The 13662-nt window shown below is 72.4% G+C and carries 8 protein-coding genes; 2 read left to right on the forward strand and 6 right to left on the reverse strand.

The annotated features are described in order from the left end of the window. Position 1: 1 nt before the first annotated feature. The 3 genes from AC1VNM_RS15065 to AC1VNM_RS15075 are packed head-to-tail and all read right to left on the reverse strand — an operon-like array spanning position 2 to position 7022. Positions 2-3178 carry an EAL domain-containing protein gene (locus AC1VNM_RS15065; RefSeq protein ID WP_483107426.1) on the reverse strand — a complete coding sequence of 1059 codons (3177 nt, stop codon included), beginning with the start codon at positions 3176-3178 and terminating at the stop codon, positions 2-4. After that, a complete protein-coding gene (locus AC1VNM_RS15070; RefSeq protein ID WP_483107427.1) occupies positions 3178-3852 on the reverse strand; it encodes a FecR family protein in 675 nt (224 codons plus the stop codon). Before AC1VNM_RS15070 ends, AC1VNM_RS15065 begins: the two co-directional genes overlap by 1 nt. 38 nt (positions 3853-3890) lie before the next feature. Next, positions 3891-7022, reverse strand: a complete 3132-nt coding sequence (locus AC1VNM_RS15075) for a CHAT domain-containing protein (RefSeq protein WP_483107428.1) — start codon at positions 7020-7022, stop codon at positions 3891-3893. Positions 7023-7172: 150 nt separating this feature from the next. On the opposite strand from AC1VNM_RS15075, the gene AC1VNM_RS15080 reads away from it, so the two are divergent. Next, the gene (locus tag AC1VNM_RS15080) at positions 7173-8993 is read left to right on the forward strand and encodes a hypothetical protein (RefSeq protein WP_483107429.1); all 1821 of its coding nucleotides are present in this window, start codon (positions 7173-7175) and stop codon (positions 8991-8993) included. 112 nt (positions 8994-9105) lie between these two features. Beyond that, entirely contained in the window at positions 9106-10068 is a 963-nt protein-coding gene (locus tag AC1VNM_RS15085; protein WP_483107430.1) for a hypothetical protein, read from the forward strand. Between the two features lie 4 nt (positions 10069-10072). Here the strand turns inward: AC1VNM_RS15085 and AC1VNM_RS15090 are convergent, their stop codons facing one another. The 3 genes from AC1VNM_RS15090 to AC1VNM_RS15100 are packed head-to-tail and all read right to left on the reverse strand — an operon-like array spanning position 10073 to position 13642. Beyond that, positions 10073-11266 carry an MFS transporter gene (locus tag AC1VNM_RS15090; protein WP_377161252.1) on the reverse strand — a complete coding sequence of 398 codons (1194 nt, stop codon included), beginning with the start codon at positions 11264-11266 and terminating at the stop codon, positions 10073-10075. Then, positions 11263-12645 (reverse strand): DNA recombination protein RmuC, encoded by a 1383-nt coding sequence (locus tag AC1VNM_RS15095; RefSeq protein WP_483107431.1) that lies wholly within the window; start codon positions 12643-12645, stop codon positions 11263-11265. The genes AC1VNM_RS15090 and AC1VNM_RS15095 overlap by 4 nt, the downstream gene beginning before the upstream one ends. A gap of 13 nt (positions 12646-12658) precedes the next feature. Further along, positions 12659-13642 (reverse strand): 2-hydroxyacid dehydrogenase, encoded by a 984-nt coding sequence (locus tag AC1VNM_RS15100; RefSeq protein WP_483107432.1) that lies wholly within the window; start codon positions 13640-13642, stop codon positions 12659-12661. Positions 13643-13662 lie beyond the last annotated feature (20 nt).

Raw genomic sequence — 13662 nt, forward strand, 5'->3', positions numbered from 1 at the left:
ATCAGCCCGGCGGCTTCTTCCACGGCACCGTCTGGATAAGTCGCTTCGCGTCCTCGGCCGGCAGCGCCTTGGCGAACAGCCAGCCCTGCGCCACCTGTACGCCGAGCTCCTCCAGCAGCGCGGCCTGCGCCTCCTCCTCGACGCCCTCGGCCAAGGTCTGCTTGCCGAGCGCGTCGGCGAGACCGACGATCGTGCGCACGATTTCGCGGGACTCGCGACCGGCGCCCAGCCGCATCACGAAGCTCCGGTCGATCTTCAGCGTGTCGAACGGGAAGCGGTGCAGGTAGGCCAGTGACGAGTACCCCGTCCCGAAGTCGTCGATCGACAGCTTGAAGCCCATCCGCGCCAGCTCCTGCAGCACCTCGGCGCTGCGCTGCGGATTGGCCATCGCCATGCTCTCCGTGACCTCGAGCTTGAGTTGCGCGGCCGGCACGTCGCCGAGCGCCTTGAGCGTCTCGCGCGCGTCGTTGAGCAGTTCGTCGTCCCGCTCCAGCTGAACACCCGACACGTTGACCGCGATCTCGCCCTTGAAGCCGATCTCGCGCCAGCGTCGCAACTGCAGTGCCGCCTCGATCAGCGTCCAGCGGCCGATCTCGACGATCTGGCCGCTCTCCTCGGCCACGGGAATGAAGTCCCCGGGCATCACCATGCCGCGCGTCGGATGCTTCCAGCGGATCAGGGCCTCGAAGCCGAGCAGCGCACGGTCCGACAGCCTCACGAAGGGCTGGTAGTGGAGCTGGAACTCGCCCGCTTCCAGACCGCGCGCGATGTTCTCCTTCACCCAGCGCCGCGACTGCTCGACCAGTTGCTGCGCCGGATCGAACAGGCGCGCATGGCCGGCACCGGCGGCCTTGGCGCGCGCCAGCGCGCTTTCCGCGGCGGACATCAGGTCGTCCGGACTGAAGTTGCCCTGCCCCGTGAACGCCCAGCCCGCGCAGGCGGTCAGGCGATGGGCCCCGGTGCGCGCGACCGGACCGCCCGGCGACGCCGCCGTGGCTGCCGTCGCTTCCGCGCCCAGACCAGCGTCGAGGGCCTCGAACAGGAAGGGCTCCTCGATGCGGGCCAGCGCCCACTCGGGCACGCGATCGACGAGCGCGCCGGCCTCGATGCGAGCCTCGAAGAGCAGGCCGAACTGGTCCGCGCCCAGTCGCGCGACCACGCGTCCGGCGCGGGCCGTCCGCCCCGTTCCACCGACCAGTCGACGCGCGCTCTCGATCAGCACGGCGTCGCCGGCCAGCAGGCCGTGACGCTCGTTGAACGCGCGGAAATCGTCCAGGCCCACCAGCGCGACGCCGATCGGCACGCCGGGCGTCGGATTGGCCAGCCGCTGCGCCACCAGCTCGACGAACAGCGCGCGATTCGGCAGTCCCGTGAGCCGGTCATGCAGCGCCTCGTGCGCGACCTGGGCCTGCAGGCGTTCGTTCTCGCTGATGTCGGTCAGCGAGCCGGCCATGCGCACCGGCCGGCCGTCCTGGCGCACCGCCACGCCACGCGCCAGCAATGCGCGCGTCTGACCGCCCTGCTCGAAATGCAGCACATGGTGGAACTGGAAACTGCGGCCCTGCAGGTGCGCGTCGAGATCGGCGCGGAACAGCCCCGCCGCCGGCTCGTCCAGCGGACGCGTGAAGCGCTCGATGCTGCCGCGCGTCATGTCCTGCGCCGCAGTCTTGGCCGCTCGACGCCAGAAACGCCGCGTCGTGCCGCCACCGGGCGCCTCGCCCGGCGCCCTGGCATCACCCATCAAGGCGAGCCATCGCGCCGACACGTCCAGCCGGTCCGCGGCGATGTCCCAGTCCCACAGCCCGTCGTTCGCGCCCAGCGCGGCCAGCGCGTAGCGCTCCTCGCTCACGGTCAGGCGCTTGAGCGCCTCGCGCCGGCGGGACTGGTCCGCGAGGGCCCGCAACGTCAACGCGGCCAGGCTCGCCGCGGCCACCGCCAGCAGCGGATAGGCCAGCGCCAGGACGAGGTGTTCCTCCTCGAAGGCCCACTGCGCGCCGTAGAGGCCGCCGCCGACGAGCAGCGCCACGATCGGCAGCCCCCGCCACAGCGATCCGCGCGCCAGCAGCAACGCGCACAGCAGCGGCAGCACCAGCAGCGCGGCCAGTTCGGCGAGCGAGGCCCACGACGGCCGCGTCAGCGTGCGGCCGGTCAGGATGTTGTCGACGACGGTCGCGAGCCGCTCCATGCCGGGCAGGCCGGCGTCGAAGGGACTCGGGAAATGGTCGCCCGCGCCCAGCGCCGACACACCGATGATCACGACGCGGTTGCGCAGCGCCTCCTCGGGCACCTTGCCGTCGACGAGGTCCGCCACCGTCACCGACGGGAAAGTGCCCGCCGGGCCGTAGTAGTTGACGCCCTGCCGCGACAGCAGATCCAGCGGCACCCGCAACGATCCCCAGCGCAGGTCGCGGCTCCAGCGCAGCGTGGCCTCGGACCAAGGCTGGCGCATCGCATCGCCGGCGATGCGCACGGCCAGCGACGGATAGACCTCGCCGTCCAGCGGCAAGGCCGGCAGGTCGTGGCGCAGGGTGCCGTCGACGTCGCGCTCGGCCTGGACATGGCCGAGCGACTTCGCCGCCGACAGCAGCGGCTCCGGTGGCGCATCGGCGCGCTCGGGCAGCAGCGCGCTGCGCGGCATCCCTTCGGCCCGCATGAAGGCCTGCGCGAGCAGGGCCGACGGAACCCCTCCGGAAGGCGCCGAAGCGCCACCGGCGGCAACGCCCACGCTGCCACCATGGCCTCCAACGCCGCCACCGCCGCTGATGCCACCAGTGCCCGGCGGCATCGCGAACGGCAGCAGCACCGGCGCGCCGCCGCGCATCGCGGCCGCGAGCACCGCGTCGCTGTCCGGCTTCGCGTCCAGCAGCAGCATGTCGACGGCGATCAGACGCGGCTTGGCCGCCTGCAGCCGCGTGATCGCATCGGCCAGCAGTGGGCGGCCAGGCGCCATGCCGCCGAAGCGCGCGGCGCTGGCGTCGTCGAAACGCACCAGCGTGATCGGGTAGGCCGTGCCCGGCGCCAGCCTGCCGCGCCATTGCGCCTGCGCGTCCTGCACGAGCCCGTCCAGGCGCGCCAGCGGCCCCGCCTGCAAGCGCGAGAGCCACAGCATCGCCACCGCCGCCGTGACCAGCAGCGCGACGATCATCTGGGCCCATGCCCAACGCGAGGGCCAGCGCATCAGACCCCCGCCAGGCGATCCAGCACTGCACGCACCTTGTCCGCCGGCCATGGCGTCGCGGCGGCACAGCCTTGCGACACGTCGCATTCCGTGCCGCCGGCGCGGTCGACGACGACCGGCAACTGCGCGCCCAGTCCGCGGGTGCGGCCCGCGGCGCGCGGTCCCGGCAGCACGGCGACCTGCCCGGACTGCACGTGCACCGAGGTCTGCTCGTTGTCGCCGACCTCCACGAGGAACTCCGTGCCGCGAACCGCCGTCACCGCCGACGGCGTGCGGACCTCCCACTTGCCCGAACCGGATGGCGTGACCTTCTGCCCCAGCAGGCCGCGTTCCAACAGCAGCGACACATCGCGCGCGCCGTCCGCATAGCCCGGTGTGCCTCCGGTGCCGAGGTTCAGCTTCGTCAGCGTCAGCTGGCTGCGGTCGCCGACGACCAGGCTCGATCCGTCCGGGCAGCGCAGCCGCACGCGGCCGCTGTCGCCGGTGCGCAGCTGGGCGCCCTCGCCCACCGACTCGCCGAGCTTCAGCGGCCGCGCCTGGCCCGAGACGATGCGCGTCGCGTCGCCCGCCAGCGCGGCGACCTCGCAGGCCTGCGCCCGCGCGGCCAGCGAGACCATCGTCACCGCCGCGATCAGCGCGGCATCCCTCATCACGTGTGTCATCGTTGTGGTCATGGTGTGTTCATCGCGGGTGAATGCGGCGGCCGACATCATCACTGCGCCGGGTCGCCGAAAAGCGCGTAGGCCGCCCAGTAGTACGGATGCGTCCAGCGCCCCTGCCCCTCCTGGCCGTCGGCGAGCCGGAGCTGCGCCTGACGCAGGCCACCGGCGCGTGTCTCGGCCGGCTGCAGCGCGGCGCTGGTCAGCGCGGCGGCGGACGCGGACTCCACCGCCCAATGCGTCGCCAGCACCGACCGCGCGCCAGCGAAGAAGAAGCCGCGCACCAGCCCCGACATCGCCGCGCCGCCCTGCTCGCCGGCCGCCGTGTTGCAGGCCGACAGCAGCACCCACTGCGCGTTCATGCGCAGCGTCAGCACGTCGTCGAGTTCGAGCAAGGGCGAGGCGGCGTCGTCCGCCTCGGCCGCCAGCGCCAGCGCCGGCTTCGAGATGCCCGGCAGCTCGCCCGGCATCAGGCCGTGCGTCGCGAAGGCGAGGACGCGCCGATCGGCCAGCGGCGTCGTCAGCACGGCGGTGCGTGTCGCGGCGGCGCCCAGGCGCAGATCGGCGACCGGATCGGCGCCCAGCGTGCGCGCGATCGCGAGCAGCTCCGCGCGCGTCTCCGGCAGCGGCGGAATGTCGGCATAACGGAAGCCGAGCTGCGCGTCGTAGCTGCCGGCGGCGCGCGTGGGTGTCGGGGCGAGCAGAGGGCGGGCGTCGGCCCCGGGCTTGGCCTGCCGGGTCTGCGAAACCCGCGATGTCTGCGAGGCGGCACCGCGATCGAACGCCGGATCGCCGAACCCGAGGAGCGCCTTCGGCGCCGCCGCCAGCGGGCCGGCACGGCGCAGCGCCTGCAGCGAGGCGCCCGACGGCAGCTGCACCACCGCGTGCTGCCGCAACAACCAGGCGGCGGGCCGTCCGGCGGAGGGCGTCTCGGTCACGAGCGCCGCGAGCGGCAGCCCCGCCAGCGGTCCATCGCCCGCGACGATCAGCGTCTGGAGCCCCTGCCGGTCGAGAGGGGCCAGCAGTTCGCGATGGAGCGCGTGCAGCTCCGGCAGCGCTTGTGCGAGCGGTGTCTCGCGCCCGGCCGGCATCGCGCTGAGGTCGAGCCGCTGACGCAGCGCCTTCACGCGCCGGGCCAGCGCGGCAGCGCCCTCCGGCACCGCGCGGAACTGCGCCGGCGCATCGGCGCGCAGCAGCCAGACCAGCGTCTGTTCATCGAGCGCGTGCACGACCAGCAGGCCCTCGCCCGCGCGCAGGCGGCCGCTCAACGCGGCCGCGCCGGGCGTCGCCGGCGTGATCAGGTCCGCGTACGCGGGATAGGCCGCGGCCAGCTTCTGCCGGTGCACCGCGAGCGCCTCGCGCGCCGTGGCGGCCACGCCCTGCTGCGCCTGCAGCTGCTGGCGCAGCGCCTTCAGCGCATCCTCGCGCGGCTTGCGCTGTTCCTTCGGCAGCGCCTTGAAGGCCTCGCCCGACAACTCCTTGCGCAGCTTGTCCTCGTCCGCGATCAACGCGGCCACCTGGCTGTACTGTCCGGACGCGGCCTTGCGCAGCGTCTGCTCCTCGTCGAGCCATCCCCGCAATTGCGGCGTCGCCGCCAGCATCCGCGCGGTGCTGTCGGCCAGCGCGCGTTGCGTGCTGCCGAGCTTGCGCCGGTCGGCGATCTGCAGCGCGCGGTCGACCATCGCCGGCGGCAGCGTCTCGCCCGCGATCGCGCGCCGCGCCACATGCGCGAGGAATTCGTCGAAGGCCAGTCCCAGCACGAAGCCCCGGAAGCCGCGCGCGTCCAGGTCCACCCAGCCGTCGCTGCGGTCCAGCGTCGCGGCGAAGAGCTGCTCGTAGTCGCTCATCGCGCCGCCCGTGTCGCCGCGCAGCAGCCGCACGACCGCGCGCACGCCGGCGCTCTCGCGCGTCTGCGGATGGTCCTGTCCGTAGATCCGCGTGCGGTAGCACAGCGTCCGCTCGGCCGTCTCCAGCGCCTCGTCCAGCCGGCCGGCCTTGGCCGCCAGCAGCGCGCTCAGCCGGTTGTCCTGCGCCCGGCTGCGCGCGACGCCGTCGCCGCCGAGCTCGTCGAGGAACTGACGATAGGCCTGATCGGCCTCGACCCAGCGCTTGAGGCCGAGCAGCGCCCGCACGATCTCCTGGCGCGCGAGCCAGCGCGTCTGGCTCGCCGCCGACGCATTCGCCTTGGCGAGCATCGCCTCGGACTGCCGAGCGGCGGCCAGCGCCTCCTCGTGCTGCTGCGAGGCGTTGAGCGCCGTCGCGGCGCGATAGTGCCAGCGGGCGCCGGGGCCTTCCTCCAGTTGACCGGCCCGCCACAGGGCAAGGTTGTCCTGCGCGATGTCGGCCGCCTCGCGCGTGCGGCCCTGCGCGACCAGTGCATAGACCAGCATCCCCTGAGAGCCGTCGAGCCAGCCTTGCCATTGCCGCATCGTCTCCGCAGTGACGCGCTGCTCGCGGTCGCTGCGGACCAGTTCCCGCGAGCGCGCGACGGCCTGGCGCAAGGTCGCGACCGCCGCAGCGCCGTCGCCGGTCAGGCGTTCGACCTCGGAGCGCACCTGCAGCCGGTCGATCGTCAGCGGCAGCGCGGGCTGCTGCTTGAGCGCCTCCGCCGCCAGCGCGTCGGCGCGGCTCCAGGCCCGCAGCATCACGTTGCGATCCTGGCCCCCGTTGGCCAGGAAGTAGGTCTGGCGCAGCGCGACGCCCGCTCGCACGGCCGGACTGAGCTGCCGGTCGGCCAGCAGCGGCTCGCAGGCCGCCAGCGCGGCGCCGGAGCTGCCCCAGGTGTATTCGGTGATCAGGTAGAGCCGGATCCAGCCCTCGCCGTCGGGCCGCCCGCGGCCCAGCGTCATCAGCGCCCGGGCGATCTCGATCTGGCGGGCGCGGTCCTCGATCCGTCGCGCGGCCGGCCATTGCCGTTGGAGGAGCGCATAACGCGCATCCGGCGCATCGGGCAGCGGCTCGGCGAGCAGCCGACGCGCCTCCTCCGCACTGAGCCCGCCCGCCAGGGCGTCCTGCGGATCCACGTCCTCGGTGGCCGCGCTGCCGGACGCCTCCTCCTGCGCGCGCACGCCCGAGGCGAACGCCACGAGCGCCGCGCCGGCGATCACCCACGCCGCCGTTCGCTGTCCGAAGGCTCGTGTCGGCGCGCATCGACGCCGCGTCGGTGTCCGGCGCGTTCCCAACATCTTGTGCGGCTCCTGTCCCGGACATCGCCGGGTTGGCGACCATCCTAGGCCAACGATCTGCACCGCCCAACACCGCGACTCAGTGTCCATCGGCAGGGAAAGCACCACTCAGCCGGCCCGCCAAAACGTTCGGAGCTTCGATTGCTTTCCTTGCCTTCCCTCACCCCCGCCTCCGCCGACCCCGCGGACGCCCTGTTGGAGCCGGCCTCGCCCGCGCCCGGATCCGTCGCGCTCAAGGACTGTCCCCGCCTGGCAGCGCTCGTCGACTACCTGGGTCCGGATTGCCGCTGCGCGGTCGATCTCGACGCCGGGCTCGCCCGGTTGACAGGGGCAGACCCTGGACGCGCCACCGAGCTCCGGTTCCGCCCGCGCGTGCCTGGCGCGGACGGCACCGGCCTGCCCCGGCTGGAACGGCTCGCCGCCGGCACGCAGCATCTGCTGAAACGACTCCAAAACGCCCCGATGGAGGTGTGCGACACCTACTGGCCCCTGCCTCCCCGGCTCGCGCTGGACGGCGACGTCCTGCAGACCAGCAAGCTCGTCGTCGGCCGGTTCAATCCCGCCCGGGACTTGTGGTGTTTTCCGCGCCACCACCTCCGGGAACTGCGCTCGCTCCTATGTCCTGGCCGCCCCCCGCAGCGGCACGTCGCCAACTGGGCGCCGATCAACCTCTACGGCGCGGACACGTCCGCCGGGGGTTCGCCGATCGCCGCGAAGCACGAGCGCGTGTACATCGTGCAGTTCTCGCCCTACCTCATCCCGGACGTCAAGTGCCAGGACTTGCCCCGCGTGCGCGCCTTGCAGATCGACGCCGCAGGCCAGAGCCGCGTGCTGCCGGCCCCGCATGTCGCGCCCTGGGCGTCGAGCCGTCCGCCCTCGCTGCGCGTGGTGCTGCGGGGCGGCTCATCCGTCAACCCCGCCACCGGCGGCATGCGCCTGTCCGGTCGCGACCCCGAGGCGCTGGCCGCGGTGGCGGTCAAGGCCGTCAGGACGCTGTCGAAGGAAGACGGGCTGGAGATGCCGGCCGTGCCGGATCACATCAGCCTCGTCAGCTGCTACATGGACAACGACGTGTTCGAACCTTTCGGACCACGCTTCCTCCGCGCCGCGGCAGGACCGCAAGGATTCGACCGGCCCGGCCTGTCGGCCAGCGTCCGCACCAACGCGATCGGCAGCGGAGAAGGTTCAGCCGCAGGCCGCAAGCTGGTGCTGGGACCGGGCGACGATCTGCGACACCGGCAGCCTGGCGGCACTTTGATGCTGACCCTGGACGGTGAGTCCGTGCGAGCCACACCCAAGGTGGTCGAGGACGGACGCAGCTTCATCCTCAGCGGCGGCCAGCATGCGGAGCCGCTGCTCGCGTGGTGGAACGCGCGCCACGCACTGCATCGCCCGGCTGCAAGCACAGGAGACGACGGGCCGGCGTTTCTGATGGGCGAGGTCCTGGTCACGCGCGGTCTGCTGGATCGCATGGGTGCCGGCAAGCTGGAAGACCCCTCGCTGCCGGACGCCCTGCTTGCGTTGCGCTTCGATCCGGCGCGTCTCGCGGCGTTCCTGGCGGAACGTGCGTCGTCGGCGGACACCGTGCAGGCCCTGCGTCTGCTGGCCCAGTGCCAGCGCGCCGGCCAGGATCCCGCGACGCCGAGCCAGGTGGATCGATCCGCGACGACGGGCCGGCGCACGCCCGAGCTGACGAAGCTGCTGGCGCTGGCACGCTGCGCGGTGGATGACGATCTGATGCTCCCTTCCGCCGTCTGGACGACGCTGTGGCCGGCGGGTCAGGCGCCCGCCTTGGCGCCCCGCCCCGAAGCAGAGCCCTTTGCCATCGATCCCGAGCCCGACCCTGTGATTCAAGACCTGATCCACAAGCGCAGCGCGCGCTTGATCACCCGAGCGCATCGCCTGGACAAGGAAGTCGAACAGGCAGCGGCCCTGCACGCTGCCGCAGCGCCGCCCACCGAATTGGCCTGAGGCCCGCGACGCGGCGTTCTCCGACAGCGCCGGCCTCCGCGCGCCGACCCGGGAACGCCGCTCGCCCACCTAAGCTGGAAGAACGGTCCCTCGACCGCGCGAGGAGTTCGCCATGCGTTCGATCCTTCCCCATTCGTCCTTCGGCCATCACGACCGGCCTCGGAAGCCGGCGGCGCCGCACCATGGTCCGATGTTCTGGCTGTCCCACGCGGCGGTGCTGCTGGCGCTGCTGCTGATCGCGACCGAGGTCTCCGCCGAGCAGGGCGCCGGCCTGCGCGCGCAGTACGAGCAGATGGCGCCGCAGCTCGCGAAGAGTCCGTTCCAGAAGCCGATCGTGCTGAATTCCGCCGACAGCACCGAGCGCCCCACCGGCGAGATGCACGCGGTGGTCCAGCATCCGTTCGGCACGCTGTCCGGCGCGCTGCGCAGCGCCGACGCCTGGTGCGACCTGCTGACGCTGCCGGCCAACGTCAAGCGCTGCGCGGTCGAGGACGACCCGGCACCCGGCGCGACGCTGCACATGGCCGTCGGCCGCAAGTTCGATCAGCCCATCGAGGACGCCTACGCGCTCGACTTCCGCTTCCAGGTGCTGGCGGAGCAGCCGCAGTACCTGCTCGTCGAGATGAGCGCGAACAAGGGCCCGATGGGCACCAGCCACTACCGGCTGACGCTGGAGGCGGTGCCGATCGACGCGAAGCGCTCGTTCGTGCGGCTGCGCTATGCCTACATGAACAACCTCGCGGCGCGGGTGGCCACCAGCGCCTACCTCTCCACGTCCGGTCGCGACAAGGTCGGCTTCACCGTGGTCGGACGCGACGACGAGGGGCGGCCCCGTTATGTCGGCGGCATCCAGGGCATCGCGGAGCGCAACACGATGCGCTACTTCCTGGCGATCGAGTCCTACCTCGACACGCTGCCCGTGCCGCCCGAGCAGCGGCTCGACCGGCGACTGCGCGACTGGTTCGCGGCCACCGAGCGTTATGCCCGTCAGCTCCACGAGCAGTCGCTCGATGAGTACGTCGCCATGAAGCACAAGGAAGCGCGCCGCCAGGTCGCCATCGCGCCGGGCGGCTGAACGTTCAGCGCGGAGGGGCCTCGATCTGGCGCGCGGCCCATTGCGCGCCGACCAGCACCGACGCCATCAGCCACAGCGGCGCGGCCGCGACGCTCGCCGCGGCCAGCACGCCGAAGCCCAGCGGCATCGCCACGGTCGCGCCGTTGGCCGCCAGCATCCGCAACCCGAGCGCCTGACCGTGGCGGTCCGGCGGCGTCACCTGATGCATCGTCGCGAGCACCATCGGCTGCACCGCGCCGAGCGCCAGTCCCAGCACCGCCGAACCGAGCATCAGCCCGAGCGTGCCCGGCAGCCACGCATAGACGATGAGCGTGAAGGTCGCGACCGCCATTGCGAGGCGCAGCGCCTTCACGTCGTCGATCCGGTGGGCCCAGCGCACGATGGCCAGGCGGACCAGCGTCGCCGCCGCCGCGAAGCTGCCCAGCACCAGGCCGATGCTCGACGCCGACAGCCCCTTCGCATGGCCCACGACAGGCACGACGAAGCTGTGGGCGTCCCAGCACGACGACATCGCGACGTTGACGATCAGCAGGTTGCGCAGGCCACGGTCCTTCAGCAGGTCCCATGCAGGCCGCGGTTTGACGCCGACGGCGGCGGGCGCGGGCGCATGACGCGGCACGCGCCGCGCGATCGCCCAGGCCGCGAGCGGCAGCAGCGTCGACAACACCAGCGCCGCGGTGAAGCCGGCCGTGTCGATGACGATGCCGGTGATGACCGGCGCGAACGCATTGGACAGCGCCGGACCGAGCGCCACCCAGCTGAACACGCGCTTGAGCTGCGAGGCGTCGCGCGCCATCAAGCCCGCCTCGCGCTGGATCGCCACGGCCGCGACCGCCACCGCGCCGCCGCACAGCAGACAGCCCAACGCCAGCAGCCAGATCCAGCCCAGCACCTGCGCGACCAGCGCCAGCACCGCGCCGGCGAAGGCCATCGCCACGCCGATGCCCACGGGGCGATGGAAGCCGTGGCGGTCCGCCAGCCGGCCGGCCCAGAGCGACAAGCCCAGCGGCGCGACGGCGAACAGGCTGAGCAGCACGCCGACGAAACCGCCGCCGTAGCCCTGGTGCAGCACCCACAGCGTGGCCGCGACGCGCGTCGTCGCCATGCAGGCATGCACCGCGACGAGTGACGCGATCACGGCCACGAAACCGGCGCTCAGCCCGGTGTAGCCCTTCGCCGCCGACGCGTCATCGTTCATCCCGCGGCGCCTTCGTCCTCGAGCTCGGCATCGCCTCCGGTACCGATGCCGGCGTCGCCCACGGCACCGGCCCCCAGCTTCAGCACGCGCGCGGCCTGGTCCTCGGGCAGGGCCTCGACGGACTTCAGCTCGCGGGTCATGACGCGGGTGCGCCGCTCGGCGAGTTCGATGTTGTTGCTGGCCTCGTCGAGCTTCTTCTTCGTCTTGGCCAGCACGTCGCCGAACTTGCCGAACTCCGTCTTGACGGCACGCAGCACGTCCCACACCTCCGCGGAGCGCTTCTCCAGGGCCAGTGTGCGGAAGCCCATCTGCAGGCTGGACAGCGTCGCCAGCAGCGTCGTCGGGCCGACCAGCATCACCTTGTGCTCGCGCTGCAGGGCCTCGCTCAGGCCGGGACGGCGCAGCGCCTCGGCGTACAGGCCCTCGGTCGGCACGAACAGCAGCGCGAAGTCGGTCGTGTGCGGCGGGCCGAGGTACTTCTCCCGGATGCTCTTCGCCTCCAGCCGCAGCCGGGTCTCGATCGCACGGCCGGCCAGTTCCGCCGCGGGGGCGTCCGCGCGCTCCTGGGCGTCGAGCAGGCGCTCGTAGTCCTCGCGCGGGAACTTCGCGTCGATCGGCAGCCAGATCGGCTGACCGTCGTCGCGCTGGCCCGGCAGCTTGAGCGCGAACTCGACGCGGGCGCCGGTGCCCGGCACGGTCTCGACGTTCGAGGCGAACTGCTCGGGCGTGAAGACCTGCTCCAGCAGCGCCGCCAGTTGCACCTCGCCGAAGATGCCCCGCGTCTTGACGTTGGTCAGCACGCGGTTCAGCGAACCGACATCGCGCGCCAGCGTCTGCATCTCGCCCAGGCCGCGATAGACCTGCTCCAGCCGCTCCGCGACCTGCTTGAAGCTCTCGCCCAGGCGATGCTCCAGCGTGGCGTGCAGCTTCTCATCGACGGTCGCCCGCATCTGCTCGAGCTTCTTCTCGTTGTCCTGCTGGATCGCCTGCAGGCGCGCCTCGACGGTGCGGCGCGTCTCGGCCAGGCCGGCCTCGTTGCGCTGCGCCAGCGCCTGCAGCTGTTCGGTCAGCGCCGTCGTCATGCGGGACGCGGCGGCGTCCTGGGCCTCACGCGCGCGCGCCGCCTGCTGGGCCAGCGCCTGCTGGAACTGCGTCAGCGTGGCCAGCGTCTCCTGGCGCAGCCCGGCGTTGCCGCGGCTGAGCTCGTCGCGCAGCGCGCGCTCCAGGCGTTCGATGCGTTCGCCCGACTGCTGCATCAGCGGCGCCAGCGCCGCCGCGGTGTCGCCGTCCGACGTCCGTCGCCGGGTGAACAGCACCACGACGAGAAGGATCAGGATCAGCCCGGAGAGGGCCAGCTGCAGCAGGTCGGGAAAGGACATGCGTCCGATTCTCTCAGCGCTTCAGCACCTCGGGATTCAGCGCTGTCGGCGGCACGCCGCCGGTCAGCGCGGCGATCAGGTTGTCCACGGCCAGATCGCTCATCGCGCGACGCGTCGCGATCGTGGCGCTGGCGATGTGGGGCGTGAGCACGACGTTCGTGCAGGCGAGCAGCGCCGGGTGCACCGTCGGTTCGCCTTCGAACACGTCCAGGCCCGCGGCGGCGATGGTGCCGGCCTGGAGTTCGGCGGCCAGCGCCGCGTCGTCGACGACGCCGCCGCGCGCGATGTTGGTCAGCGTCGCGGTCTTCTTCATCAGGCGCAGCTCGCGCTGGCCGATCAGGTGGTGCGAGGACGCGCTGTACGGCACGACGATGACCAGGTGGTCGGCGCGTTGCAGCAGCTCGTCCTTCTCGACCCACTGCGCGCCCAGCGGTCCTTCCTGGTCCGCCGGCAGCCGCGAGCGGTTGTGATACAGCACCGGCATGCCGAAACCGAGATGCCCGCGCCGCGCGATCGCCGCGCCGATGCGGCCCATGCCGAGCACGCCCAGCGTCGCGCCATGGAGGTCGGCGCCGGCGAACATCGTCACCGACCATTGCTTCCATTCGCCGCGGCGCAGGAAGTGTTCGCTCTCGGTGATGCGGCGGGCCGTGGCCATCATCAGCGCGAAGCCGAAGTCGGCGGTGGTCTCGGTCAGCACGTCCGGCGCGTTGGTCACGACGACCCCGCGCGCGGTGCAGGCCGGCACGTCGATGTTGTTGTAGCCGACGGCCATCGTGCAGACGGCCTTCAGCTCGGGACAGGCGTCGAGCAGCGTCGCGTCGATCTTGTCGCCGCCGGCGATGTACGCGCCGGACTTGCCCTGCAGGCGCCGGATCAGCTCGTCCTGCGACCAGCCGGTGTCGCTGTCGTTGGTCTCGACCTCGAAGTGCGGGCGCAGCCGGTCGACGATGTCGTCGAAGGTCTTGCGGGCCACCAGGACGCTGGGCTTGCTCATGGGCGCATCTCCTTGCAGGG

The organism is Mitsuaria sp. MSU3D, from assembly GCF_056867975.1.

Coding starts and splice junctions, on each gene's coding strand:
- AC1VNM_RS15065 (WP_483107426.1), bottom strand. CDS start 3,178: ATGCGCTGGCCCTCGCGTTGGGCATGGGCCCAGATGATCGTCGCGCTG.
- AC1VNM_RS15070 (WP_483107427.1), bottom strand. CDS start 3,852: ATGACCACAACGATGACACACGTGATGAGGGATGCCGCGCTGATCGCG.
- AC1VNM_RS15075 (WP_483107428.1), bottom strand. CDS start 7,022: ATGTTGGGAACGCGCCGGACACCGACGCGGCGTCGATGCGCGCCGACA.
- AC1VNM_RS15085 (WP_483107430.1), top strand. CDS start 9,106: ATGCGTTCGATCCTTCCCCATTCGTCCTTCGGCCATCACGACCGGCCT.
- AC1VNM_RS15090 (WP_377161252.1), bottom strand. CDS start 11,266: ATGAACGATGACGCGTCGGCGGCGAAGGGCTACACCGGGCTGAGCGCC.
- AC1VNM_RS15095 (WP_483107431.1), bottom strand. CDS start 12,645: ATGTCCTTTCCCGACCTGCTGCAGCTGGCCCTCTCCGGGCTGATCCTG.
- AC1VNM_RS15100 (WP_483107432.1), bottom strand. CDS start 13,642: ATGAGCAAGCCCAGCGTCCTGGTGGCCCGCAAGACCTTCGACGACATC.